This is a genomic window from Bradyrhizobium sp. SZCCHNRI3052, from assembly GCF_032484895.1.
GTDB lineage: Bacteria > Pseudomonadota > Alphaproteobacteria > Rhizobiales > Xanthobacteraceae > Bradyrhizobium.
Genome location: NZ_JAUETW010000001.1, coordinates 169,651 through 195,424, shown reverse-complemented (window position 1 = coordinate 195,424; position 25,774 = coordinate 169,651). Strand labels below are relative to the sequence as shown.

Genomic DNA, 25,774 nt, shown 5'->3' with positions numbered 1-25,774 from the left:
CCGCCGCTTGTCGCCGCCTACTGCCGCGCCATCTCGGCGGTGGCCACGCCCTCGCCGTCCAGATTCTGTTCGTCCTGCATCGTCACGGTCACGTGCGAGAGCCGTCCGGTGAACGCAAACGGCGCCGCATAGTCCGACACCGGGCTGCCGCGGTCATGGCCGATGTCGAGCCCCGACCAGGAGATCAGCGTGTGGAAGGCGAGCTGCGTCGTCAGCGCGCCGGCCTCCTCGCCGTCGATCAGCAACGTGTACCGGCTCATGCCGGTGCGCGCGGCCTTGGCCGGCTCGGTCTGCCGCCTGAGACGTTCGACGCGGACACCCAGGCGATGCGATCCCGCCGGCACCGGGCGGGTCGAGCTGATGATCTCGTGCCGGCCGCCGATGTTGAGATCGTGCACGAGATGACCGTCCTTGACGTAGAGGCTGTAGCCCGACGTCGCATCGCCATGGGCGATGAGCACGCCGGATGCGCCCTCTGCATCGATCTCGACATGGGCCTCGATCAGATAGTCGCGGCTGCGCACGTCGGGCGCGACGTCGGTCGGCACATGGCCCATGCCGGCGTGGAACGTAAAGCGCGTGCGCGCGCCGTGGAAACGCGCCGCGTTCTCGGCAAAGCGCGGGCCGAAGCGATCGTCGAGCGGCAGCACCTGGTGCGCCTCCGCCTGCTCCCACCACAGCTTCACCAGTGCCGCGAGCCGCTCCGGCTCGGCGGCGGCGAGATCATGCGTCTCGGAGAAATCCTGCGTGAGATGAAACAGCTCCCATCTATCGTTGTCGAACGGCGTGCCCGACGGGTGAAAGGCCACCGCCTTCCAGCCGTCGTGCCAGAGGCCACGATGGCCGAACATCTCGAAATATTGCGCGACCTGCTTCGACGGTGCCGCCGGATCGGTGATCGAGGCGGCGAAGCTCACGCCCTCGAGCGGCATCTGCGGCACACCCGCGATCATGGCCGGCGCATCGATGCCGATCAGGTCGAGCAGGGTCGGCACGAGGTCGCAGGCATGGACGAACTGGTGGCGGATTTCGCCGCGCGCCGCGATGCGCTGCGGCCAGGAGACGATGAAGGGATCGCGGATGCCGCCGCCATGGGTGTTCTGCTTGTAGCGGCGCAGCGGCGTGTTCGACGCCATCGCCCAGCCATGCGGGAAGTTCGAGTGCGTATCCGGCCCGCCGATGTCGTCGATCCGCGCGAGCTTCTCGGCGATCGGCTCCGGTTTGAAGTTGAACGGTCCCATCGCGTTGACGAAGCCGAGCGGCCCGCCCTCCTGGCTGGCGCCATTGTCGGACATGACGATCACGAGCGTATTGTCGCGCTGGCCGGCCTTGTCGAGAAAAGCGAGCAGCCGGGCCAGATGCAGGTCGGCATGATCGAGCATACCGGCGAAGGCCGATTGCAGCCGGGTGAAGACGCGCCGCTCATCCTCGGAATGGGCCTCCCAGGGCTTCACGCCATCATTGCGCGGCGGCAGGTCCGTGCTCTCCGGCACCAGCCCCATCGCCTTCTGCCGCGCCAGCCGCTGCGCGCGCTCGGCGTCCCAGCCATGGGCGAAGACCGCGTCGTAGCTCTCGATGATGTCGTGCGGCGCCTGATGCGGCGCGTGGCAGGCGCCGAGCGCGAGCCAGGTCAACCATGGCAGCTCGGGCCGGTCGGCCGTGTGGTCGGCGATGAAGCGGATCGCCTGATCGACCAGGTCGGCAGTCAGGTGATAGCCGTCGGCGTAGCTGCCGGGCGGGCTGACATGGGTGTTGTCGAGCACGAGCTCCGGCGCATATTGATCGGTCTCGGCGTCGAGGAAGCCATAGAAGCGGTCGAAGCCGCGCCCCAGCGGCCAGCCGTCGAACGGCCCGGTCGCGCCGCTCTCGGTCAAGGGCGTGACGTGCCATTTGCCGACCATGTAGTTGCGATAGGCATGGGCGCGCAGCATCTCGGCCAGCGTCCCCGCCTCGCGCGCGATCTTGCCGCGATAGCCGGGATAGCCCGAGTCGAAATTGGCAAGGCAGCCGACGCCGACTGAATGATGGTTGCGACCGGTCAGGAGTGCCGCCCGTGTGGTCGAGCACATCGCTGTGGTGTGGAAGCCCGAATAGCGCAGGCCCTGCGCGGCCAGCCCGTCGATCGCGGGGGTGCGGATCCGCGAGCCGTAGCAGCCGAAATCGGAGAAGCCGACATCGTCGAACAGCACCACCAGGATGTTGGGCGCGCCCTTCGGCGGCTGCTGCGGCGCCGGCCACCAGGGTCTGGAGCCTGCGATGGTCCTGCCGATCGTACCGCCGAATGCGGGCTCGCTCATGCCTCGTCCTCCCTCTCGCTCGCGTCCCGGCTGCGCCTCGCAGCCCGTACGAGTTTATCGTTGTGATTGCTCTGGGATCCGCGACGCCCCGGGGCTGGGTGGCACGGCCAGGCTTGCCTCGGATCATAATCATAGTTATCATTATTATTCCAGATGGAGCCAGCGACATGCCGCAGCGGATCGCGCCGGACCACCTGCCCGGCGTGACCCCGTCGCGGCAGCAGCGCAGCCGCGAGACGACGCTTGCCCTGCTGATGGCCGGCGAGGAGCTGCTGCGCACGCGCAGCCTCGCGGAGCTGTCGATCAGCGACCTCTGTGCGCATATCGGGGCAACGGTCGGCGCCTTCTACAGCCGGTTCGACAGCAAGGAGGCCTACTTCAACGCCCTGCTCGCGCTCACTTTGGCGGACGGGCGGAAACAGCTCTTGAGACTCCCGCCGCCCGATCCCGTCCGCGCGGGCGACCCGCAATGCCACCTGCTGGTGCGCGGCACCGTGCTGTGGATGCGCCGTCACAAGGGCGTGCTACGCGCAGCGCTCGTGCGCAGCGAGCCCGGACCGAACCACTGGAGCGGCTTCAAGGAGCTGGCACAGGCACTGTCGGAGCGTGCGGCGCTGCTCCTGCTGCCTGCGGGCCGGCGCGCCGGCCCGGCCTCGCGCACGCGGTCGCGAACAGCGGAGGCGCGAAAGACGGTCGCGTTCGGCGTCCAGGTCGTGCTCGGCACCCTGGTGAACGCCGTCCTCAACGATCCCGGCCCGCTGTCGATCGACGATGACGAGATCGCGGAACGGCTCGGCGCCTGCCTGGTCCTGCTGCTGCGCGCCGGCCCGGACGGCGCGCCGCGAAAGCCGCAGGCCGCGAGAGGCAAACGCTAGACCCTGCCGGCCCGTGGCGCGGCGGGGCGGCAGAGCACGTTGGAAATCCGTCATCCAGCGGCTTGCCAAAGCCTGAGACATGCGGGTAGAAGGACCCGTCGTCGCCGCCCTGCTTTGCCGGCCGGCGCGCAAAACGGTGCCAGACAGTGCGGCAATTGCTTGAAACTGCAGGGCATTCCGGTGGGGAATGGTGTAACGGTAGCACAACAGACTCTGACTCTGTTTGTCTTGGTTCGAATCCAGGTTCCCCAGCCAGCTTGATCACTGCCGCGACGGCCTGAAGCACGACAGCCTCATCCTCGTGATCTGAGAAGCATCGGGGTCGTTTTTGCCTCGGGCACGAGATCCATCCTCAAGGCGCGGACACGCTGCGGCGTCCGCCACCCCTTCGGCACGCGTCCCGCGCGTTAACGTCTGCTCATTGCGAATCGGCGAGAACGGAACAACCATTGCGAGCAATGGACCGGTTCTGTGGAGGAAACACTTGCAAAGCAGCGTCGGCTCCCGTGCCTTCCAGAACGCAAGGCTGCAAAAGCGGGCCAAGAGACAGGCGGACGTGCTGTTGCCGGCGGCGGTCAAGGCCTACCGCGAAGGCCGGCATCCGGAGGCTCAGGCCCTGTGCCAGCAGATCCTGCAGGACCTGCCGCAGCATTTCGGCGCCCTGCATCTGCTCGGCGTCTCCGAACGGGACTGCGGCCGTTTCGACCAAGCCGTGCTCGTCCTGGCACGCGCGATCGAGGTCGACCCGCGCTCGGCCGAAGCCCAGTCCGATCTCGGCCTGTCGCTGTTCCGGCTCGGCCGCTACGACGAGGCTCGCACCCGTTACGAACGCGCCATCGGACTCCAGCCGAACTTCCCGACTGCGCTCACCAATCTCGGCAATGCGCTGATGAGCCTGTCGCGTTTCGACGAGGCGATATCAGCGCACGACCGCGCCATCGCGCTGAAGCCCGGCTATGCCGACGCCCACGCCAATCGCGGGATGGCGCTGCTGCTCACGGGCCGGTACGAAGACGCCGGTCAGAGCTTCGATCGCGCGCTCGCGCTGCAGCCGCGGCTGCTGACGGCCCTGTTCGGCAAGGGCCTGGTCAGCATGAACCTGCGGAACTTCGATACTGCAGTGGCCGCGCTGACGTCGGCGCTGGCGATCAATCCGACTGCGGCCCCTGCCCTCGCCCAGCGCGGGCGAGCCTATCAGGAGCAGGGCAAGTTCGACGAGGCGGAAGCCGATTTTGACGCGGCATTGGCCCTCGAACCGCTGCTGGAAGACGCCCTGCGCGGCAAGGCCACGGTTTCGCTCGTGCGCGGCAACATCGCCCTGGCGACCTCGCTCATCGACAAGATGCTGGCGCAGAACCCGAAGCAGGAGAGCGCCTGGACCCTGCTCGGGGTCTGCTCCGCGATGCAAGGCGACATCGCCACGGCGATTGCGGATTACGACCGCGCGCTCGCGATCAACCCGGACTACGAGGACGCGATCACCAAGAAGATCTTCGCGCTGGATTTCCTGCCCGACGTCGGGGTCGAACGTCTCCAGGCAGAACGGAGACACTGGTGGGAGGCGATCGGCGCGCGGTTGCCACGTCTGCCGCTCGGCGAGCGGAATCTGGACCCGGACCGGCGCCTTGTCGTCGGCTACGTGTCGTCCGATTTCCGCGAGCATTCGGCGGCGCTCGGCTTCCTGCCGATCCTTCGCCATCACGATCGCGCCAGGTTCGAAATCGTCGGCTATTCGTGTTCACCGACGAGGGACGCCAAGACGGAGCTGTGCCGTTCGCTGGTCGATCGCTGGGTCGAGGCCTGGCAGTTGACCGACGACAAGCTCGCCGAGCAGATCCGGGCCGACAAGATCGACATCCTCGTCGACCTCTCGGGACATTCAGCCGGCCACCGGCTCACGCTGTTTGCGCGCAAGCCTGCCCCGATCCAGGTCTCGGCCGTCGGCAGCGTCACTGGCACCGGATTGCCCGTGATGGATTATCTGCTGGCCGATGCGGTGACGATTCCGGCCGCGGTCCGGCATCTGTTTGCCGAAAAGATCTACGATCTGCCGTCGCTGATCACGATCGAACCGCCGCCTCCAATTCCGCCGTCGCCGCTGCCGATGCTTCGCAACGGCCACGTCACCTTCGGCTCGTTCAATCGCGCCGACAAGTTTTCGGAGCCGACTCTGGCTCTATGGTCGAAGCTGATGGCTGCGACGCCGGGCTCGATGATCGTCGTCAAGAACCATGCGATGAACGATCCCCTGCTGCGCGACGGCTTGATCGCCCGCTTCGTCGCCCACGGCATCGCCGCGGAACGCGTCCGTTGCGTCGGAAAGACGTCGCGCGAGGAGCATCTTGCGATGTTCGCCGATATCGACATCGCACTCGATCCGTTCCCGCAAAATGGCGGCATCTCGACGTGGGAGGCGCTGCAGATGGGCGTGCCTGTCGTCGCCAAGCTCGGCAGCACCCCCTCGGCACGGGCGGGCGGCGCGATCGTCAAGGCAGTCGGCCTCGACGCGTGGGTCGCCGATGACGACGAAGGCTATCTCGCGACAGCGCTGAAATTCTGCTCGCGGCCCGGCGAGCTTGCCGCGCTCCGTGCCGAGCTGCCCGCCAGGGTGTTGAATTCAGCCGCCGGAAACGGCGCGCTCTACACGCAGCATGTGGAACAGGGATACCGGACGTTCTGGCGTGACTATTGCGCACGAGCGACGACCGGCTAGCGCTCGAATCAGATCTCGTCGGGCCGGCACAGCGTCGCGCCCGTGCGCCGTTCGACCCATGCCGACGCTTGCGGTGCATCGACGACGCAGTCCGGCCGATCCATCGTCGGCTCGCCGGGACGATCCTTCCAGCGTGCGCCCGATCACGGAATTAACCCGTCATTCACCACGATCCTCATCCGGCCGGAACGATGCAATTTGCTTCAAATTGTCTGGCCAGGGAGACGGGACATGACCAAGCTGATGGACCTCGACGATCAGATCGAGCGGGCCGAGCGGCTCGAGCGGAGCATCACCGACGCGCTGACGATCGAGCGGCTGCGCCAATTCGCGGCCGGGTGCCGGCGCGAGCGCGAGCGGCTGTCGCAGCACCAGCAGCACGCGGCCTGAGCAGGCGCGACGACCTGCAACGCAGCCGTGGTCAACGGGCTGCCCGCGACGGAGCTCGGCGAGCGCACGCTGTCACGAGCAGGTCGTCACCATGTTGGTGCAGAGCTGCCGGGTCCAGCCGATGCCCTTCTTGACGCGGATCTTGGCGAAGTCGCCGAAGCAGCCGAGCAGCTCGACCGCCTGGTCACCGCTCGCATGCGGGTCGAGCTTCGCGCTCGATGTGGCGTGATCGCGGTAGATCGCCGCGCCGTTCTGCAGGCCGCCGGCGCCGACGATGCTCCGATGCAGGAAGCCCCTGCCCTGAAAGATCACGGTCTCCTTGCCCTGATCGACGTCGTTCAGCATGGCCCGGTCGATCTCGAACCAGTCGCCCTGCTGCGCGACGAGATGCACGACGATCCAGCTATCGCTGGTCGGATTTTTCAGGACCTTGACGATGCTGCCGCCAGGCTCGGCACGGACATTGGCACCATTCGGATCGCGGTCGGTGACGTCGGCCTCGACGTTGCAGGCTTCGCGATGCGGCGCCTGCGCAGTGGCAATGCCCGGCGCGATGAGCATTGCGGTCAGCAGCAGAATTCTCGTCAGCATTGAACGGTCACCGGCCTCCGATCCGTCCCGCATTGGTCGCGCGGCCGACGCCGCGGTTCAACATCGAGCAAATGGCGGCGACCAGCCGAGCTCACGGCAACCGCCGATCAGGTCTATCCCGAGGACATCATCGAGATGCTCGGGCATGCGGAGGTCTGGTGAGAGGCGCTACAGCCGACCGCCCGCGAGTGCGGCGGCGCGCGGTCGGCCGACGTCGTCCAGCGCCTGCGGCATCGGCGACACCGGAAACACCGCGTTGATTTGGCCCGTCCCCGATGACGGGAAGAACGGCGTCACCACCTCGACGCCGCGGTCGTAGTGGTTCCAGCCGAGCGCGCCCAGCAGCATGGCGGTATCGTGCATGAAGCCCTCGCCATGTCCCTTGCTGGCATATTCCGGCAACATGTCGCAGAAATCCGGCCACTCGCCGTGCTCCCACATCTGGATCACCTCGTGGTCGAGCCGCTCCAGGAACGGGCTGAACATCCGGTCGCGATACTCGTCGGCGGTGCCGTTCTGGGCAAAGCGATGGCTCAGCGAGCCCGAGGCGAAGAAGGCCACCGTGCCGTCGTAATGATCCTCGACCGCGCGGCGGAACGCCCAGCCGAGCTTGGCGCTGTCGGCGAGATAATGCGAGGTGCACAGCGCCGAGACGGAGACGACCTTGAAGTGGCGGTCGGGGTTCATGTAGCGCATCGGCACCAAGGTGCCGTATTCCAGCGCCAGCGACGTCGCATCGTGGGCCATGGTGGCAACGCCATGGGCGTTGGCGCCCTCGGCGAGGATGTGGCCCAGCTCCGGGTTGCCGTCGTATTCATAGGTCATGTTGGCGATGAAGTGCGGCAGCTCGTTCGAGGTGTAGAGCCCCTCGAAATGCGGCGCGCAATTGATGTGGTAGCCGGCATTGACCAGCCAATGGGTGTCGAACACGACGATGGTGTCGACGCCGGCCTCGCGGCAGCGCCGGCCGATCTCGATATGACCGTCGATCGCCGGCTGTCGCTTGCCCTTGGCCGGACCATCCAGCTCGCTGAGATACATCGACGGCACGTGCGTGATCTTGGCCGCCAGTGCGAGCTTGCCCATCCTCTCGTCTCCCTTCCGGTCGTTCCCCCGGCCGGCATCGCCGACCGTTTGCTTGGAAGGCAGATTACCCCTGCAGCTCCGCGAAAAAAAGGGCCGCACGCGCGGCCCTTCCTTGGTGTCCGATCCATCGTCTGTCCCATGATCATGGGACGGACAGCCACGAGATGCGGTCACGCCGCCTTGATGTCGATGGTCTTGGCGGCCTTCTGTACCTCGGGCTTCTTCGGCAGGGTGACCTTGAGCACGCCCTGCTTGAACACGGCCTCGATCTTGTCGGTGTCGACGCCGTCGGGGATCTGGAAGGAGCGTTCGAACGAGCCGAAGCTGCGCTCACGGACGTAATAGTCCTTCTTCTTCTCCTCCTTGTCCTCCTGCTTCTCGCCCTTGATCGAGAGCACGCCGCTCGCAACCTTCACCTCGACGTTCTTCTCGTCGAGGCCGGGCAGCTCAGCGGTGACCTCATAGGCATTGTCGTGCTCGGCGACGTCGACCGCCGGCGCCACGGCAAAGGACCGTGCGCGGGCCAGGCCCGGCAGTTGGTCGAACAGCGACGGCGTGCGCCAGATCCCGCCATGGAAGTCCTCGAACACGCGATCGATCTCGCGGCGCAGGTTCTCGAACGGCCGCCATCCCTGCATGGATGGCGCACCTGCCTTCTCGGTGTTGACGGGCAGCTTGGTAGGTTCAGCCATAACATCATCCTCCTGCTTCACGCGAGGATCGGGTCCGCAACGGCATGGGCGCGACCGATTTCGTTGATCGGCCGGCATCCGCTCCCTCGCGCTTGACGAGAAAAATATAGGCGGCACGCCCGGGTTCCAGATTGATTGCGATCAAATCGCTGAGCGGCTGGAGGTTCGGATCGGCGCGGCAGCCCCTCCAGGTTTCTTTCGGCGCCGGGGCCTCCACAGCCGAAGAGCCGTTCAGGAAGAGCCTTGGAGATGGTGAACCGGACGTTAACCCGAACGGTTCGCGCGACGCTTGAGGAAAGGATGGAGAAAGCCTTACAGTGCAAGGCCTTAGGTCCCATTGAGGAGGTGCGATCGCAACGCCCCGCGCGACCCTCCGACCACCGGGCTGGGCGGCCGGCGCATTCACAAACATTGCCCGCTTAACAAATTTTCCAGTCCCAGCAGAGAAGGTGTCAACTCAACAATTCACCACAGGTTTCATGACCGTGACATCCTTCGGACGCGTGATCTCGGTGCGGGGCTCCCAGGCCCGCGTCGGCATTCTGTCGACACAGCAGATGAACGTCTCCGATATCCGCGCGACAGTCGGCCGTTTCGTCAGCATTCGCTGCCCGAGCGCCACGATCATTGCGATCATCACCGAGGTGACCAGCGAGGACCTCTCGCGTGCCAACGAATACGTCGCGACGGCTTCGGTAGACCTGCTCGGCGAGATTCTCGGGCCGGCCGAACGGCCCAAGTTCCAGCGCGGCGTCACCCACTACCCGACCATCGGCGACGCCGTCGACATGATCACGAGCGAGGAGCTGCGCACGATCTACACGCCGACCGCCGGCGACCACATCGACATCGGCGCGCTGCAGCAGGACACCTCCGTGCGCGCCTGTGTCAATGTCGAGGAAATGCTGTCGAAGCACTTCGCCGTGCTCGGTTCGACCGGCGTCGGCAAATCGACCGGCGTGTCGCTGCTGCTCAACGAGATCCTGAAGGCGCGGCCGAACCTGCGCATCTTCCTGCTCGACGTCCACAACGAATATGGCCGCTGCTTTGGTGAAAAGGCGCTGGTGCTGAACCCGCGCAACCTGAAGCTGCCGTTTTGGCTGTTCAATTTCGAGGAGATCGTCGACGTCCTGTTCGGCGGCCGACCGGGCGTGCCGGAAGAGCTCGACATCCTGGCCGAAGTGATCCCGCTGGCGAAGGGCATCTACACCCAATACCAGAACACAGACCGCATCGGGCTCAAGCGCATCGACCCGAAGACCGTCGGCTACACCGTCGATACGCCGGTGCCCTACCGCCTCGTCGACCTGATCAACCTGATCGACGAGCGCATGGGCAAGCTCGAGAACCGCTCCTCGCGCATCATCTATCACAAGCTGATCTCGCGGATCGAGACGGTACGCAACGACCCGCGCTACGCCTTCATGTTCGACAACGCCAATGTCGGCGGCGACACCATGGCCGAGGTCATCAGCCACCTGTTCCGCCTGCCGGCCAACGGCCGGCCGATGACGGTCATGCAGCTCGCCGGCTTCCCGGCCGAGGTCGTCGACTCCGTGGTCTCGGTCGTGTGCCGCATGGCCTTCGATTTCGGCCTGTGGAGCGACGGCGTCTCGCCGCTGCTGTTCGTCTGCGAGGAAGCGCACCGTTACGCCTCGGCCGACCGCTCGATCGGCTTCGGCCCGACCCGCAAGGCGATCTCGCGCATCGCCAAGGAAGGCCGGAAATACGGCGTCTATCTCGGCCTGATCACCCAGCGGCCGGCCGAGCTCGACGCCACCATCATCTCCCAGTGCAACACGCTGTTCACGATGCGGCTTGCCAACGAGCGCGACCAGTCGCTGCTGCGTTCGGCGGTCTCGGATGCCGCTGCCAACCTGCTCTCCTTCGTTCCCTCGCTCGGCACCCGTGAGGTGCTGGCGTTCGGCGAAGGCGTCGCGCTGCCGACCCGGCTGCGCTTCAAGGAGGTGCCGCTGCATCAATTGCCGCGCAGCGAGGCGACGATCGCCACCGTCCGATCGGTGAATGCCGGACACGACATGCATTTCGTCAGTGCCGTGCTGGAGCGCTGGCGCGGAGCGACCTCGAGCCGGGACGCGTCGAGCGGCGACAGCGGCGCCGGCAACCTCGGAGATCGCGGCAGCCTGTCCGCCTCGCTGGACGCGCCAATGCTGCAGCCGTCGATGGGCCTCGACCCGGACCGCTTCTCGCTGCTGAAGAAGCCGCTGCGCTAAAGCCGGCGGCGGCTCCTCTCAACTCCCGATCGACGACGGCTGCCGAGGGGGCCTTGCGGGCACTCCGCCACTGGCGGGTGATGGACCGAGCTGGACCGTTGCGCCTGCGCCGCGATCGACTAAGGTTCGCCCCCTGCCACGCATGCCGGACCCGTTGCCATGACCCAGCCCGCCATCAGCCGCTTCCCCGTGCCCGCAATCGATGCGCTGCCGGACGACATCCGCACCCGCCTGCTCGGCGTGCAGGAGAAGAGCGGCTTCGTGCCCAACGTGTTCCTGACACTTGCGCACAGGCCGGACGAGTTCCGCGCGTTCTTTGCGTATCACGACGCGCTGATGGAGAAGGACGGCGGGCTGACCAAGGCCGAGCGCGAGATGATCGTGGTCGCGACCTCGAGCGCCAACCAGTGCCAGTATTGCGTGATCGCGCACGGCGCGATCCTGCGCATCCGCGCCAAGAATCCCCTGATCGCCGACCAGATCGCGATCAACTACCGCAAGGCCGACATCACGCCACGGCAGCGGGCGATGCTCGATTTCGCGATGAAGGTGGCGCTCGAGGCGCAAACGGTCGGGGATGCCGATTTCAAGGCGCTGGCCGGCCACGGCTTCGGCGACGACGATATCTGGGACATCGCCGCGATCGCGGCGTTCTTCGCGCTGTCGAACCGGATCGCGAATGTCACGGGCATGCGGCCCAACGACGAGTTCTACCTGATGGGGCGGCTGCCGAAGACCACGTGAGACGATCAGTCGTCCGACGCCGGCCCGCACCAGCCGGGCAGATAGACCGCGTCGTGGCTCTTTGCGGCCGCCAGCGCGTGCTCCATGGCGGCGGCAAAATGGGTCTCGACCGTCTTGCGCTTGACCTTGCGGCGCAGGAAGTCGGCCCATAGGAACTCGCTGAACGGCGTCGTGTCCTTGGCGAAGCCGCCGGCGCGGCGCAGCTCGCCGGCCAGGCTGCGGAACGGATCGTCCTTCAGATTCGCGACGGACTTCGGCAGATCCTTGAAATGCCGCCGCTCGCCCTTGGCGTCGTAAGGATAGACCCAGCGCTTGTTGTCCATCACGCCCCAGAACGCCTCGCGATCGACCATCGAGAGGTCGCCGATCACCGTGACCAGCACGTCCTTGACGCCCTCGTCATGGAGCGCGCGGGCGAGGTGATGGTGGTCGACGACGTAGTGCCGCTCATCGGGACCAAGCACCACCGGGATCATGTGCTTGCCGAGCAGCTCGGCCTGCTTCTTCTTCGACTTGTGCTCGCGCCAGCGCTCGCGTTTCTCCTTCACCTCGCGCATGCCCACGGTCATCTGCGTCGGGCGCAGGGACAGGATCGGCACGGGATGAAGCAGCGGCTCGCGGGTATTGGCCATGGCTGGGCTCCGGGGGATGATCAGCATTATGCCACGCCTGCCGAGCCGTTCCAGCGCATCTGCCCGTAGCTGCGACGCCGTTCGGACCGGCCGCGGCAGGTTCCAATCACCCGCGGAGCGGGCGCCGATTGGATGCATCCGAGGAGCGAGATGCTTTGCTGATGCAGCTCAATTATGGCAAAGTTTCTTTGTGAGAGGTCGGGCCTGCGTGCTAGAAAGGACCATCGGAGTCGAGGCATGAAGTCCCAGCGCCCCATTGCAGCGGAGGAAGAGCATCGCGTGGTGCCGTTCCGGCCGCGCAGCAGTCCGGTGCGGCGCGTCACCGAGGGCGGCAGTCCGCCGATTCAGCTGCATCGGGGCGAGCGGCCGACACTCGATCTCTCCCGGTATGAGCAGCCCCGCGAGGAGCCCGATGACTTCCGTCACCGCATCCTGGCCAACATCGCCGCCATCGCCTTCACGGTCGCGTTGACCGCGATCGGCATCTGGCTGGCGATGAGCATTGCCGACCTGCGCAAGACCCAGGACTGCCTGCTGACCGGACGGCGCGACTGCGCCCGCATCATCACCGAGACCTACACGCCCTGATCCCCCTGCTGGACGCGGCTGCCGCGGCCGACGAGGCATCACAATCCCGCCACAACCGCCGTGTCCGGCTCCATTGAACTCACCGCGTCGCTCCGATATACGGGCACACGACTCCCGGGCGACGGGGGTAGAAGGGCTCGCATCAGACGGCCCCGGGGGCGCGGTGTCCTCCCGTCGCCACCTACCGGATTAGCTCCAAAATATCAAAGGCTTAGTGATGTCCTCAACATTCGATCAGGTCGCCACGATCATCGCTGAAACCTGCGACATCCCGCGCGACACGATCACGCCGGATAGCCATGCCATCGACGATCTGGGCATCGACAGCCTCGATTTCCTCGACATCGCATTTGCGATCGACAAGGCCTTCGGGATCAAGCTGCCGCTCGAGAAGTGGACGCAGGAAGTCAACGACGGCAAAGCCAGCACCGAGCAGTATTTCGTGCTGAAGAACCTGTGCGCCCGCATCGACGAGCTGGTCGCCGCCAAGGGCGCGTGAGCGCCCGCCATGCAGATCGAATACTTCCTGCTCATCGACCGCATTCTCGATCTCCGGCTGGACGAGAAGACCATCACCGTCGAAGCCAAGGTCCCCACCGAAAGCACGATCTTCGAAGGACATTTCCCGGGCTATCCGATCATGCCCGGCGTTCTCCTGATCGAATCGATGGCGCAGACATCGGGCTGGCTGCTGCTCGCGCTGATGAAGTTCGAGCGGATGCCGTTCCTTGCCGCAGTCAAGGAGGCCAAGATGCGCGGCTTCGTGTCGCCGGGCGAGGTGCTGACCGTCGAGGCCAACGTGCTGCACGAGGGCTCCGGTTACGCCATGACCGAAGCGCGCGTGAAGGTCGGCGGCAAACTGCGCTCGAATGCGACCATCACTTTCAGTCACGTCCCCTTCCCCAATCCGGAGCTGCGCGGACACATGGACGCCGTCGCCGAGCGCGTCGGCTTTCCGCAACAGGTCCTTCAGCGATGAGTGAGACGACAGCCGTGACCTCCGAACCCGTCGAAGTCTGGATCACCGGTATCGGTCTTGCGACCTCGCTTGGCGAGGGGCTCGACGCGAACTGGGACGCCCTCAACTCCGGCCAGATCAACGTCGACGAGCAGGGTTTCGCGCCCTACATCGTGCATCCCTGGGCCAAGGTGAATCTGGAAGCGCAGATCCCGAAGAAGGAGCAGCGCCAGATGGAGGCGTGGCAGCGCATCGGCACCTATGCCGCCGGGCTTGCGCTGGATTCCGCCGGCCTCAAGGGCAACAAGGACATCCTGTCGCGGATGGACATGATCGTCGCCGCGGGCGGCGGTGAGCGCGACATCTCCGTCGACACCGCGATCCTCAACGCGGAAGCCCAGGGCAATTGCACGCCCGGCTTCCTGAACGATCGGCTGATGAGCGACCTGCGCCCGACCCTGTTCCTGGCGCAGTTGTCCAACCTGCTCGCCGGCAACATCGCGATCTCGCACGGCGTCTGCGGCACCTCGCGCACCTTCATGGGCGAGGAGGTTGCGGGCGTCGACGCGTTCAAGATCGCTTTGGCCCGCATCGCCGGCGGCCAGAGCGACATCGCGCTGGTCGGCGGCTCGCACAATGGCGAGCGCAAGGATCTGCTCGTGCTGTACGAGTTCGGCGACTACAATCTGAAGAACGAATTCAAGCCGGTCTGGTCCCGCAAGGACCATCCGGGCTTCGCGCTCGGATCGGCCGGCGCGTTCCTGGTGCTGGAATCCAGGCCGCATGCCGAGGCCCGCGGCGCCAAGCCGCTGGCCCGGCTCAGCAAGGTCGTCGCCGACCGCGCCCGCCGCAAGGAGGCAGGCGCGGTGACCGGAACGCTGGACCGTCTGTGGTCGGCGCTCGATGTCCACGAGGCCCCCGGCGCCATCATCACCGGCGCGACCGGCGCCGAGCCGGTGACGTCGGAGGAGCGCGCATTCCTCGACCATCACAAGGCGTTCGCGGTGCGCTCGAGCGGGACCCGCTTCGGCCATTCGATGGAGGCGCAGTTCGCGCTCGGTCTCGCGCTCGCTGCGCTCTCGATCTCGCGCGGCGCCCTGTTCGCGCCGGGTGACGCCTCGGGCGTGGAGACCGACATGAAGGATGCTCCGGCCCAGATCGTGGTGGTCGGCGCCGGCCACTACCGCGGCGAAGGCATGGCCTTGGTCGAAGCAGTCAAGTGAACGCGGCACGGCCTTAAGAAGACACGACGGGGGACATCATGAGTGTACGCGACAAGTTTGGACGCCCCATCGTGGTCGTGACCGGGATGGGCATCGTCACCTCCCTTGGGGCCGGCAAGTCCGATAATTGGAACAAGCTCGTGGCCGGCGAGTCCGGAATCCGCACCATCACGCGGTTTCCGATCGACGGCTTGAAGACGACCATGGCCGGCACGGTCGATTTCGTCCCCGTGGCGCCGTTCACGTCGACGGGACTGTCCGAGCGGCTCGGTCACATGGCCGTCGAGGAAGCCATCGCGCAGGCTGGAATCGGCAGCAAGGGCGATTTTCCGGGCCCGCTGTTTCTCGCCGTGGCGCCGGTCGAGATCGAGTGGCCCCAGCGTCTGGAGCTCGCGCACGAGGTTGGCGGCACTCAGTTCACCTATGACGACCTGCTGAAGGTCTGCGGCGGCGGCAAGTTCGTCAACTATCACCACCGCTTCCTGTTCGGCTCGGTCGCCGATTCGCTGTCCGACACCTTCGGCACCAAGGGCTCGCCGATCTCGCTGTCGACCGCCTGCGCCTCCGGCGCGACCGCGATCCAGCTCGGCGTCGAAGCCATCCGACGCGGTGAGACTGACGTCGCGCTATGCGCCGCCACCGAAGGCTCGGTCAATCCGGAAGGGCTCGTGCGCTTCTCGCTGCTGTCGGCGCTGTCGACCCAGAACGACCCGCCGCAGGCCGCCTCCAAGCCGTTCTCCAAGAACCGCGATGGCTTCGTGATGGCCGAGGGCGCCGGCGCGCTGGTGCTGGAAAGCTACGACGCGGCCGTGGCGCGCGGCGCCAAGATCCTCGGCGTCGTCGCTGGCTGCGGCGAGCTGACCGACTCCTTCCACCGCACCCGTTCCTCGCCGGACGGCAAGCCGATCATCGGCTGCATCCGCAAGGCGCTCGCCGATGCCGGCATGGCCCCTGAGCAGATCGACCATATCAATGCCCACGGCACCGCCACGCCCGAGAACGACAAGATGGAATATGTCGGCGTCTCCGCCGTGTTCGGCGAGCACACCAGCAAGATTCCAGTGTCGTCGAACAAGTCGATGGTCGGCCACACCATCTCGGCAGCCGGCGCGGTCGAGGCGATCTTCTCGCTGCAGACGCTCGAGCATCAGCGCATTCCGCCGACCATCAACTACGACATTCCGGATCCCGCGATCCTGTTCGACGTCGTCGGCAACAAGGCCCGCGATGCGCGCGTCACCACCGTGATGTCGAATTCGTTCGGCTTCGGCGGCCAGAACGCCTCGCTGATCCTGACGCGCGAACCGGCCTGATCCGCCGCTGCCATCGATGAGTCTCCTGCCCCTCCGGACCAAGCTCGTGATCCGCCGAGCCGTGAAGTCGGCCGGGGCTTCCACCGTCGGCGCGCTGACGGTCGGAATGCTCAGGACCACGCGCTATTTCGACCCGCAGAAGACGGCCGACCGCTTCGCGCGCATTGCGCAGATGATCGGGCCACGCCTGCGCGAGCAGCGCATTGGTCGCGACAATCTCACAGCGGCCTTCCCGGAGAAATCGCCCGAGGAGATCGAGAGAATCCTCGCCGGCGTGTGGGACAATCTCGGCCGCGTCGGCGCCGAGTTCGCCCATCTCGACAAGATCTGGGATTACGACGAGGCGCATCCCGAGCGCAGCCGGATCGAGCTGTCGCCGCGCACCCATGAGCTGTTTCATCAGCTCCGTCTCGACGGCAAGCCAGCCCTGATCTTTGCCAGCCATCTCGCCAATTGGGAGATGCCGGCGCTGGCGGCGGTCGCCCATAAGCTCGATACGGCGATCCTTTATCGTCGACCAAACATCGCCGCCGCCGACCGCATCATCCAGGAGATACGGCAGGTCAAGATGGGCACACTCGTCCCGGCCGGCCGCGATGCGCCGCTGCGGCTGGCACAGGCGCTCAAGAACGGCCAGCACGTCGCGATGCTGGTCGATCAGTACCTGACCGGCGGCGTGGAGGTCACCTTCTTCGGCCGCAAGACCCGCGCCAATCCGATGCTGGCCCGTCTGTTACGCCAGGTCGAATGCCCCGTTCACGGCGTCCGCATCATCCGCCTTCCCGGCAATCGCTTCCGCGCCGAAGTATCGGAGGAAGTGAAGCCGGTACGGACGGCCGACGGTCAGATCGACATCCAGGGCACGACGCAGGCGGTCACCGACGTCGTCGAGAGTTGGGTCCGCGAATATCCCGAGCAATGGCTCTGGCTGCACCGGCGCTGGCGGTAGTCGGCGCCCGGGCAAATTCCACCACGAGGAAGTGGGACTGCAGCATCTTCTACCGCTGACGGGCCATTCGAAGAAAACTCTTACCTCTTCCATCGCCGCTCGCTACCTTTGCCGCGTATCCGACGGCTGTTCGGAAGCTCCAGGGAGGACAAGCGCGAATGTTTTCGCACGTGATGATCGGCACCAACGACCTCGACAAGGCCAAGGCCTTCTACGACAAGCTGCTGGGGACGCTGGGCGTGCGCCCCGCCAGGGTCGACGGCCACCGCATTTTCTACATCACACCGACCGGCATCTTCTCGGTGTCGAAGCCGATCAACGGCCAGCCCGCGACCCCTGCCAATGGCGGCACCATCGGCTTTGCCTGCAGCTCGCCCGAACAGGCCGACGCCTGGCATGCGGCGGGGCTCGAAGCCGGCGGCACCACCTGCGAAAACCCGCCTGGTGTTCGTGAAGGTTCGGCCGGCAAGCTGTATCTCGCCTACCTGCGCGACCTCGACGGCAACAAGCTCTGCGCGATGCACCGGATGACGTGATCGATCTCAACCGATTTGTCAGATCAAACCAAGCGATCAAGTCTCGTCATTCCGGGGCGATGCGCAGCATCGAACCCGGAATCTCGAGATTCCGGGTCTGGTGCTTGCGCACCATCCCGGAATGACGGGAGTCATCACCTGCCCGTCTTCACCTTGGTCCAGAGCCGGTTGATGATCCGCTGCGTCGCCGGCTCACGTGCGGTGATGACGAACAGCTTCTTCAAGGTCGCGTCGTCCGGATAGATGTTCTTGTCGCCAAGGATCTTCGGGTCGATCAGCTTCTGGCTGGCCAGGTTGCCGTTGGCATAGGACAGGAAGTCCGAGTTCTTCGCCGCGACCTCGGGCCGATACAGATAATTGATCAGCTGATAAGCCTCGGCGACGTGCTGGGCGTCGGCGGGAATGGCAAAATTGTCGAAGAACATCTGCGCGCCCTCTTTCGGGATCGCATAGCCGATCTCGATGCCGTTCTTCGCTTCCTCGGCACGGCTCCTCGCCTGCATGATATCGCCGGACCAACCGACGACGAGGCAGATCTCGCCGGTGGCGAGCGCGCTCAGATATTCCGACGAATGAAACTTGCGCACCGATGGCGCGACCTTGCCGACCACCTCGGCCGCCTTCTCCAGGTCGGCCTGCCTGGTCGAGTTCGGGTCGATGCCGAGATAGTTCAGCGCCGCCGGAAAGATGTCGTCGGCGGAATCCAGCATGTGGACTCCACAATCCTTGAACTTGGCGAGATTCTCCGGCTTGAACACCATGTCCCAGCTGTCGATCCGCGCGCCGGGACCCAGGATCTTCTCGACCGCCTTGACGTTGTAGCCGATCCCGGTCGTGCCCCACATGTAGTTGACGGCGAACTGATTGCCGGGATCGTAGGTGGCGAGACGCTCGGTCACGACAGGCCAGGCATTGGCGAGATTCGGCAGCTTCGACTTGTCGAGCGGCTGGAAGATTTTTGCCTTGATCTGGCGCTGTAGGAAGTACGCGGTCGGCACCACGACGTCGTAGCCGGATTTGCCGGCGAGCAGCCGCGTCTCCAGGGTCTCGTTGGCGTCGAACGTGTCGTAGACCACCTTGATGCCGGTCTCCTTGGTGAAGTCGTCAAGGACACCGGGCGCCATGTAGTTCGACCAGTTGTAGAAGTTGACGACGCGCTCCTCGGCGCGCCCCGCCGGTACGGAAAGCGTCAACGCCGCGACGGCCAGCGCCAGAGCCGAACCCATGCAGCCGCGCGTCATCACTTGTCTCCTAGCGCCGGTGGATGGCGTCCGACAGGCGCTCCAGCGCCGTATCCAGGGTTGCGTCCTTCTTGGCAAAGCAGAACCGCACCACGGAGGTCACAGCGTCCGTCTCGTAGAACGCCGACACCGGGATGGCGGCCACCTTGTAGTCGTGTACGATGCGGCGGCAGAACTGCTCGTCGGTCTCGTTGAGGCCGAGCGGCGAAAGGTCGACGGTCAGGAAGTAGGTTCCCTGCGCCTTCAGCACGGGAAAGCCCAGGCTTTCGAGACCGGCCGTGAGCCGGTCGCGGCTGCGCGCGAGCTCGCTGCGCATGTTGACGAAATAGTCGTCCGACTTGCCGAGGCCGTAGGCGACTGCGACCTGCAGGTTCGGCGCGGTCGTGAAGGTCAGGAATTGATGCACCTTGGCGGCCACGCGCAACAAATGCGGCGCGGCGCAGACGAAGCCGATCTTCCAGCCCGTCAACGAGAAGATCTTGCCTGCCGAGCCGACCTTGATGGTGCGGTCGCGCATCCCGGGAATCGCGATCAACGGAATGTGCGCGCGGCCGTCGAACACGACGTGCTCCCATACCTCGTCGCAGATCGCGACCGCGTCGAACTCCTGGCAGAAGCGTGCCAACAGCTCGAGGTCCTCGCGCGGGTAGACCACCGCGGCCGGGTTGAGCGGGTTGTTGAACAGCACCGCCTTGGTCTTTGGCGAGAACGCCTGCCGCAGCATCTCCTCCGAGAGCCGCCAATGCGGCGGCTCGAGGCGGACGAGGCGCGGAATGCCGCCGGCCTGGCGGATGATCGGCAGATAGGAATCATAGACCGGCTGAAAGCAGATCACCTCGTCGCCCGGCTCGACCACCGACAGGATCGCCGACGTCAGCGCTTCGGTGCCGCCGGAGGTGACCATGACCTCGCTCATCGGATCGAGATCGAGCTTGTGCCAGTGCTTGTAGTGCGCGGCGATGGCCTGGCGCAGCTCCGGTAGGCCCATCATCGACGGATACTGATTGTAGCCGTTGAGGACCGCGTCGGCTGCGGCGCGGCGGATATCCTCCGGGCCCGGATCGTCGGGAAAGCCCTGCCCCAGATTGATGGCGTCGTTGTCGCGCGCGAGCTGCGACATCTGCTCGAAAATGGTGACGGGCAGGTCGGCGAAGACCTTGTTCTGCGAGATCATGATCGCCTGTCAGCCGCCGGTCCTGGTCGGCAGGCCGGCCGCCTTCCAGCCGAGCATACCGCCCTGGAGATGCTTGTCGTAGGGCAGCCCGGCGGCCTGCGCGGCGAGCGATGCCGTCACCGAGCGCTTGCCAGAGCGGCAGGCGAACACGACGTCCTTGCCTTGGGGATCCGGGATCAGCTTCGGGTCGAAGCCCGACAGCGGAACGACGACGCCGTCGGGATAGGCTTCCGCGGAAACTTCATTCGGCTCGCGCACGTCAACCAGAAGAATTCGCCCTTCCGCGATCCCCTGGGCCACGTCCTGCGGGGTCAAATCGTGCACAACAGCCACGCCCATCCTCCAAGCCTTCAGCGGGGCCGTATCGGCCCTGATCCGGCCGCCAAACTCACCCCAGACGCTGCGAAAATCAAGCGCTTCGGCACGCTGACGGGATGGGTCTCGAGCTCAGATCGTGACCTGGGTGCCGACCTCCACCACCCGCCCGCTCGGGATCTGGAAATAGTCGGTCGCATCGTTGGCGGAGCGGCTCATCGAGATGAACAGGTGATCCTGCCAGCGCGGCATGCCTGAATGCGCAGCCGGCTTCAGTGCACGGCGCGACAGGAAGAACGAGGTCGACATGATGTCGAACTGCCAGCCGAGCTTGCGCGCGATCGCCAGGGCGCGCGGCACGTTGGGCGATTCCATGAAGCCGAAGCGCAACGTCACCTTGGAAAACGTCGGACTGATCTGCTCGAGGCGAACGCGTTCGGACGGCTCGATGCGCGGCGTCGGCGCGGTCTCGATCGTCAGGATCACGTTCTTTTCGTGCAGCACCTTGTAGTGCTTGAGGCTGTGCATCAGCGCGGTCGGCGCGCTCAAGGGATCGCTGGTCAGGAACACGGCCGTGCCGGCCACCCGCTGCGGCGGACGCTTCTCAAGCATGGTCACGAGATCGGCGAGCGGGAATTCGAGCTTGCGCGACTTGTCGAACAAGAGCCGGCTGCCGCGCCGCCACGTGTACATCAGCGTCATCACGAAGCCGCCCAGCGCCAGCGGCACCCAGCCGCCTTCGAACACCTTCAGGAGGTTCGCCGCCAGGAAGGTCAGGTCCAGGAACAGGAACGGCGCAATCAGCGCGGCGGCCGCGAACGGCGACCACCGCCAGACCTTCCAGATCACGACGAAGCCCATCATGGCCGTCACGACCATGGTGCCGGTGACCGAGATGCCGTAGGCCGAGGCCAGCGCGCTGGACGACTTGAACATCAGCACGAGCAGCATGACCGAGATCAGCAGCAGCTTGTTGATGCGCGGAATGTAGATCTGGCCCGAATGCGCCTCGGAGGTGTGACGGATCTCGAAGCGCGGCAGCAGGCCGAGCTGGATCGCCTGCCGGGTCAGCGAATAGGCACCGGTGATGACGGCCTGGCTCGCGATGACGGTCGCCATGGTGGCGAGCGCGACCATCGGGATCAGCGCCCAATCCGGGAACATCAGGAAGAACGGGTTCTCGATCGCCTTCGCGTCGGCGATCACCAGCGCCCCCTGCCCCAGATAGTTCAGCGCCAGCGACGGCAGCACGATGAACAGCCAGGCGGTCTGGATCGGCCGCTTGCCGAAATGGCCGAGGTCGGCATACAGCGCCTCGGCGCCGGTGACGGCCAGGAACACCGCGCCGAGCGTGATGAAGCCGATGATCCCGTGATGCAGCATGAAGGTCACGGCATGCAGCGGGTTGATCGCCCACAGCACCTCCGGATGGTGCAGGATCGGCGGCAACGCCGCGATCCCGATCACCAGGAACCAGATCAGCATGATCGGGCCGAAGAACGCCGCCACCTTGGCCGTGCCGCGCACCTGGACCGCGAACAGCATGACCAGGATGATGACCGTGAGCGGCACGACGTAGGGATCGAACGCCGCCGTCACCAGCTTGATGCCCTCGATCGCCGACAGGACGGACAGGGCCGGCGTGATCACCGCGTCGCCATAGAACAGCGCGCCGCTGACGATACCGAGCAGAACGATGACGCTGGCGCCGCGCGTGACCGCGCGCTGGGCGAGCGCCATCAGCGCCAGCGTTCCGCCCTCGCCGTGGTTGTCGGCGCGCAGCAGGATCACGACGTATTTGAGGGTCACGACGACGATGAGAGCCCACAGGATGAGCGAGATCACCCCCATCACGGCGTGAGGCGCAGGTTCGCCGCTGCTGCTCGCAGCCATGACCGCTTCGCGCAACGCGTACAGCGGGCTGGTGCCGATGTCGCCATAGACGACACCGATGCTTCCCAGTGTCAGCGCCGCAAAGCTCGCCGTGGAGTGTGCGTTGCCATGCCCGTTGGTCGCCGGCGCTTCCGCGGGCGTAGCTGCGACGTCGACTGTCATGGGGTAGCCCCCTCGAGGACTCGTTAATGCTTCACTGCACAACGCGGCAGAGCGCGCGGCTTATAGCGGCAGCGCGTTGCGACGGACCTGTCGGGAATGCGCCTCAGCCATGCATTTAGGCATACATGGGACATCAGGGAAGACCAACCGATCAAATCGTTACCTGGGTACCGACCTCGACGACCCGGCCCGTGGGAATCTGGAAATAGTCCGTGGCGTCGTTGGCCGACCGGCTCAGACCAATGAAGAGATGGTCCTGCCAGGTCGGCATGCCCGACTGGGACGATGGCTTCAACGAGCGGCGCGAGACGAAGAACGACGTGGACATGATGTCGAACTGCCAGCCGAGCTTGCGCGCCACCGCGAGCGCGCGCGGCACGTTCGGGGATTCCATGAATCCGAAGCGCAGCCGCACCTTGGAAAACTTCTCGCTGATCTTCTCCATGCGCACGCGCTCCGAGACATCGACCCGCGGCGTCTGCGCGGTCTCGATGGTCAGGATCACGTTGTGCTCGTGCAGCACCTTGTTGTGCTTGAGATTGTGCAGCAACGCGGTCGGCACCGAGGTCGGATCGCTCGTGAGAAACACCGCCGTGCCCTTGACGATGTGAGGAGGCCTCTTCTCCAGGCTGGTGATCAGGTCATCCAGCGGGACCTCGATCTTGCGCGTCTTGAGCACCAAGATCGCCGAACCACGCCGCCAGGTCCAGATCGTCACGACCATCGCGGCACCGAACAGCAGCGGAACCCAGGCTCCTTCGAGGAGCTTCAGCAGGTTGGCGCTGAAGAAGGTCATATCGACGATGACGAAGGGAGCGATCACGGCAGCCGCCACGGCCGCACGCAAGTTCCACAGCTTCCAGATCACCACGAAGCCCATGATGCCGTCGGCGACCATGGTGGTGGACACTGCGATGCCGTAGGCGGAGGCGAGATTGCTCGAGGTCCGGAACAGCAGGACCAGCAGCAGCACGCCGATCAGCAACAGCCGGTTGACCCGCGGCAGATAGATCTGGCCGGCATGGCTCTCCGACGTATAGCGCACCTCGAAACGCGGCAGCAGGCCGAGCTGGACCGCCTGGCTGACCAGCGAATAGGCGCCCGTGATCACGGCCTGGCTCGCGATGACAGTCGCGGCGGTGGCCAGCACCACCAGCGGCAGCAGCAACAGTTCAGGCACCATCCGGTAGAACGAATTCTCGATCGCGGCGGGATCGGACAGCACCAGGGCGCCCTGCCCGAAATAGTTGATCAGCAGCGCCGGAAGCACGAAGAACAGCCAGGCCGACTGGATCGGCTTGCGGCCGAAATGACCGAGATCTGCGTAGAGCGCCTCGCCGCCGGTGACCGCGAGGAACACCGCGCCCAGGGTGACCAGGCCGATCGTGCCGTGCGAGAGCAGGAACTGCACCGCATAGTAGGGATTGATGGCCGCGAGCACGGAGGGGTCGTCGCGGATGTGGACCAGCCCCATCACGGCGAGGGCGGTGAACCACGTGACCATGACCGGGCCGAAGGCGGAGGCGACGCGCGCCGTCCCCTTGCTCTGGACCGCGAACAGCACGACCAGGATGAACACGGTCAGCGGCACGACATAATGCTCGAGCGCAGGCGCGGCGAGCTTGAGGCCTTCGACCGCCGACAACACCGAGATCGCCGGCGTGATCATCGAGTCTCCGATGAACATCGAAGCGCCGATCACGCCCAGCGACATCAGGAACAGGCTGCGCCGACCCAAAGCCCGCTGTCCGAGCGCCATCAGCGACAGCGTTCCGCCCTCGCCGTTATTGTCGGCGCGGAGCAGCAGCAGGACGTATTTGGCCGTCACCACGATGAACAGCGACCAGAGGATCAGCGAGAGCACGCCGAGCACGATGATCCGCGACACCGGGTGCCCCTGAGCAGCGCCGTGCGCGGCCTCGCGAAAGGCGTAGAGGGGCGAGGTGCCGATGTCTCCGAACACCACGCCGATGCTGCCTAGCGTCAGCCCCCAGAACCCCGACGTGCTCGCGGTGTCTTGTCCTTCGGTCGATGTCGCGCTGGCCGTCATGTGCTCGGAACGCATCTTCCCTGTTTGGCCCGGCGCGTGTGAACGTAGACCGTTCGCAGGTCAAGTCTCTACCGTAAGCAGACCTATGTTCCCAGCCCGCAACCAAACGGCACGGCTGACACAGATGTCGCATGCCGCATCGCGGCAAGTGCCTTTAGCCCAAGCACCCTGAGGCAGATGTCGGATCTGCCTCAGGCGAATCAAGTGCCTGCTGATGCTCCTCGTTGCCGTTCGCAGTCGCCCGTGCGGCAATATGATGCGGGAAGCGAAGCGTCCCGGCTACGGCTTCAGATCGGGCGGCAATGGCGGGTCTTCCCGCATCAAGGTGATCGTCACGCGGCGGTTGGCGGCCAGCGAGGGATCGTCCGGGAACAGTGGCTGGCTATCCGCCTTGCCGGAGACCGCGTAGATGTGGCTCGCCGGCAACCCTTCCCGCTCCAGGATCTGGCGTACTGCGTTGGCGCGGTCCGCCGACAGGTCGAAACCATCATAATCGCTCCGGGCGGGAACGAAGCCGGCGGCCGTGTGCCCGGTGATCTGGACCCGAAGCGGTGTCGCCTTGAGCGGTGCGGCCAGCTTCTCGATCAGGCGTCGCGTGCGGTCGAAGGGCACCTTCGAGCCATCCGCGAACATCGACCGCCCGTCCTGGTCGACGATCTCCAGGTTGAGCCCCTGCTTGGTCTCTTCGAACATGATGTGCTTGGAGATCTCGGTCATCTCCGGCATGTCCTGCAGCGCCTGACGCAGCGAGGCGGACGCCAGCGCGAACTGGCGATCGATCTTCAGCTTGGCGCCATTGGTATGCTGGCGCTCCTCCTGCTCGGGGCTGGGCTCGCGCGCGGTCTCCTCCGGCGAGATGTGGGCGGCGTTCTTGAGCTTCGGCCGGGTCGGCAGGCCGTCGGATTCCACGATGCCCGAATAGCGCGACTCGGACTGCACGCCGAAGGCGTCGCGCATCGAGCCTGCGACGACTTTCAGCTTGTTGTTGTCCATGGTCGAGAACGCGACCAGCATCACGAAGAAGCTGACCAGAAGTCCCATCAGGTCGGCAAAGGTCACGAACCAGCCGTGACCGCCGCCATGCGCATCGCCCCTCTTCTTCTTGGCCATTGCCTACC

General features: G+C 65.5%; 23 protein-coding genes and 1 tRNA gene. 13 read left to right on the top strand and 11 right to left on the bottom strand.

Features of this window, described 5'->3' with window-relative positions:
* Positions 1-17: 17 nt before the first annotated feature.
* Positions 18-2,297 (bottom strand): arylsulfatase, encoded by a 2,280-nt coding sequence (locus QW887_RS00925; RefSeq protein WP_316185942.1) that lies wholly within the window; start codon positions 2,295-2,297, stop codon positions 18-20.
* 167 nt (positions 2,298-2,464) lie between these two features.
* Here QW887_RS00925 and QW887_RS00920 point away from each other — a divergent pair, with 167 nt between their 5' ends.
* From QW887_RS00920 to QW887_RS00905, 4 genes are all read left to right on the top strand, one after another.
* Complete coding sequence (locus QW887_RS00920; protein ID WP_315714478.1) at positions 2,465-3,172, top strand: TetR/AcrR family transcriptional regulator; 708 nt, start codon at positions 2,465-2,467, stop codon at positions 3,170-3,172.
* Between the two features lie 181 nt (positions 3,173-3,353).
* Positions 3,354-3,427, top strand: a tRNA-Gln gene (locus tag QW887_RS00915).
* Positions 3,428-3,656: 229 nt separating this feature from the next.
* Complete coding sequence (locus tag QW887_RS00910) at positions 3,657-5,885, top strand: tetratricopeptide repeat protein (protein WP_316185903.1); 2,229 nt, start codon at positions 3,657-3,659, stop codon at positions 5,883-5,885.
* A gap of 231 nt (positions 5,886-6,116) precedes the next feature.
* Positions 6,117-6,275 carry a hypothetical protein gene (locus tag QW887_RS00905; protein WP_316185902.1) on the top strand — a complete coding sequence of 53 codons (159 nt, stop codon included), beginning with the start codon at positions 6,117-6,119 and terminating at the stop codon, positions 6,273-6,275.
* 72 nt (positions 6,276-6,347) lie between these two features.
* Here the strand turns inward: QW887_RS00905 and QW887_RS00900 are convergent, their stop codons facing one another.
* The 3 genes from QW887_RS00900 to QW887_RS00890 form a co-directional block, all read right to left on the bottom strand.
* A complete protein-coding gene (locus QW887_RS00900) occupies positions 6,348-6,866 on the bottom strand; it encodes a hypothetical protein (protein ID WP_316185901.1) in 519 nt (172 codons plus the stop codon).
* A gap of 168 nt (positions 6,867-7,034) precedes the next feature.
* Positions 7,035-7,952: a 3,4-dihydroxyphenylacetate 2,3-dioxygenase gene (hpaD, locus tag QW887_RS00895; protein WP_316185900.1), complete on the bottom strand. Its 918-nt coding sequence runs from the start codon at positions 7,950-7,952 to the stop codon at positions 7,035-7,037.
* A 170-nt stretch (positions 7,953-8,122) separates the two neighbouring features.
* Positions 8,123-8,644, bottom strand: coding sequence for an Hsp20/alpha crystallin family protein (locus QW887_RS00890; RefSeq protein ID WP_315714485.1), 522 nt, complete (start codon positions 8,642-8,644; stop codon positions 8,123-8,125).
* Positions 8,645-9,123: 479 nt separating this feature from the next.
* On the opposite strand from QW887_RS00890, the gene QW887_RS00885 reads away from it, so the two are divergent.
* Positions 9,124-10,878 carry an ATP-binding protein gene (locus tag QW887_RS00885; RefSeq protein WP_316185899.1) on the top strand — a complete coding sequence of 585 codons (1,755 nt, stop codon included), beginning with the start codon at positions 9,124-9,126 and terminating at the stop codon, positions 10,876-10,878.
* A 159-nt stretch (positions 10,879-11,037) separates the two neighbouring features.
* Complete coding sequence (locus QW887_RS00880) at positions 11,038-11,622, top strand: peroxidase-related enzyme (RefSeq protein ID WP_316185898.1); 585 nt, start codon at positions 11,038-11,040, stop codon at positions 11,620-11,622.
* Positions 11,623-11,627: 5 nt separating this feature from the next.
* Here the strand turns inward: QW887_RS00880 and QW887_RS00875 are convergent, their stop codons facing one another.
* Positions 11,628-12,254: a ParB-like protein gene (locus QW887_RS00875; RefSeq protein ID WP_315714488.1), complete on the bottom strand. Its 627-nt coding sequence runs from the start codon at positions 12,252-12,254 to the stop codon at positions 11,628-11,630.
* A gap of 237 nt (positions 12,255-12,491) precedes the next feature.
* On the opposite strand from QW887_RS00875, the gene QW887_RS00870 reads away from it, so the two are divergent.
* The 7 genes from QW887_RS00870 to QW887_RS00840 all read left to right on the top strand — a co-directional run bounded on the left by QW887_RS00870 (position 12,492) and on the right by QW887_RS00840 (position 17,821).
* Positions 12,492-12,842 carry a hypothetical protein gene (locus QW887_RS00870; RefSeq protein ID WP_315714489.1) on the top strand — a complete coding sequence of 117 codons (351 nt, stop codon included), beginning with the start codon at positions 12,492-12,494 and terminating at the stop codon, positions 12,840-12,842.
* A gap of 217 nt (positions 12,843-13,059) precedes the next feature.
* On the top strand, positions 13,060-13,341 hold the full coding sequence (locus tag QW887_RS00865) for an acyl carrier protein (protein WP_006609130.1): 282 nt from the start codon (positions 13,060-13,062) through the stop codon (positions 13,339-13,341).
* A gap of 9 nt (positions 13,342-13,350) precedes the next feature.
* On the top strand, positions 13,351-13,821 hold the full coding sequence (locus QW887_RS00860) for a 3-hydroxyacyl-ACP dehydratase FabZ family protein (RefSeq protein WP_315714490.1): 471 nt from the start codon (positions 13,351-13,353) through the stop codon (positions 13,819-13,821).
* Positions 13,818-15,023, top strand: a complete 1,206-nt coding sequence (locus QW887_RS00855) for a beta-ketoacyl-ACP synthase (RefSeq protein ID WP_315714491.1) — start codon at positions 13,818-13,820, stop codon at positions 15,021-15,023. Before QW887_RS00860 ends, QW887_RS00855 begins: the two co-directional genes overlap by 4 nt.
* 38 nt (positions 15,024-15,061) lie before the next feature.
* Positions 15,062-16,336, top strand: coding sequence for a beta-ketoacyl-ACP synthase (locus QW887_RS00850; RefSeq protein WP_409977896.1), 1,275 nt, complete (start codon positions 15,062-15,064; stop codon positions 16,334-16,336).
* Positions 16,337-16,352: 16 nt separating this feature from the next.
* On the top strand, positions 16,353-17,285 hold the full coding sequence (locus QW887_RS00845; RefSeq protein ID WP_316194060.1) for a lipid A biosynthesis lauroyl acyltransferase: 933 nt from the start codon (positions 16,353-16,355) through the stop codon (positions 17,283-17,285).
* Positions 17,286-17,443: 158 nt separating this feature from the next.
* Positions 17,444-17,821 (top strand): VOC family protein, encoded by a 378-nt coding sequence (locus QW887_RS00840; RefSeq protein ID WP_315714493.1) that lies wholly within the window; start codon positions 17,444-17,446, stop codon positions 17,819-17,821.
* A 134-nt stretch (positions 17,822-17,955) separates the two neighbouring features.
* On the opposite strand, the gene QW887_RS00835 is transcribed toward QW887_RS00840, so the two are convergent.
* From QW887_RS00835 to QW887_RS00810, 6 genes are all read right to left on the bottom strand, one after another.
* Positions 17,956-19,062 carry a polyamine ABC transporter substrate-binding protein gene (locus tag QW887_RS00835; protein ID WP_316194059.1) on the bottom strand — a complete coding sequence of 369 codons (1,107 nt, stop codon included), beginning with the start codon at positions 19,060-19,062 and terminating at the stop codon, positions 17,956-17,958.
* 10 nt (positions 19,063-19,072) lie between these two features.
* Positions 19,073-20,236 (bottom strand): aminotransferase, encoded by a 1,164-nt coding sequence (locus QW887_RS00830; protein ID WP_315714495.1) that lies wholly within the window; start codon positions 20,234-20,236, stop codon positions 19,073-19,075.
* A 9-nt stretch (positions 20,237-20,245) separates the two neighbouring features.
* Positions 20,246-20,575, bottom strand: coding sequence for a rhodanese-like domain-containing protein (locus tag QW887_RS00825; RefSeq protein WP_315714496.1), 330 nt, complete (start codon positions 20,573-20,575; stop codon positions 20,246-20,248).
* A 108-nt stretch (positions 20,576-20,683) separates the two neighbouring features.
* On the bottom strand, positions 20,684-22,606 hold the full coding sequence (locus QW887_RS00820; RefSeq protein ID WP_315749695.1) for a potassium transporter Kup: 1,923 nt from the start codon (positions 22,604-22,606) through the stop codon (positions 20,684-20,686).
* Positions 22,607-22,757: 151 nt separating this feature from the next.
* Positions 22,758-24,656 carry a potassium transporter Kup gene (locus tag QW887_RS00815; RefSeq protein ID WP_315827469.1) on the bottom strand — a complete coding sequence of 633 codons (1,899 nt, stop codon included), beginning with the start codon at positions 24,654-24,656 and terminating at the stop codon, positions 22,758-22,760.
* 279 nt (positions 24,657-24,935) lie between these two features.
* Entirely contained in the window at positions 24,936-25,766 is an 831-nt protein-coding gene (locus QW887_RS00810) for a flagellar motor protein MotB (protein ID WP_315714498.1), read from the bottom strand.
* Positions 25,767-25,774 lie beyond the last annotated feature (8 nt).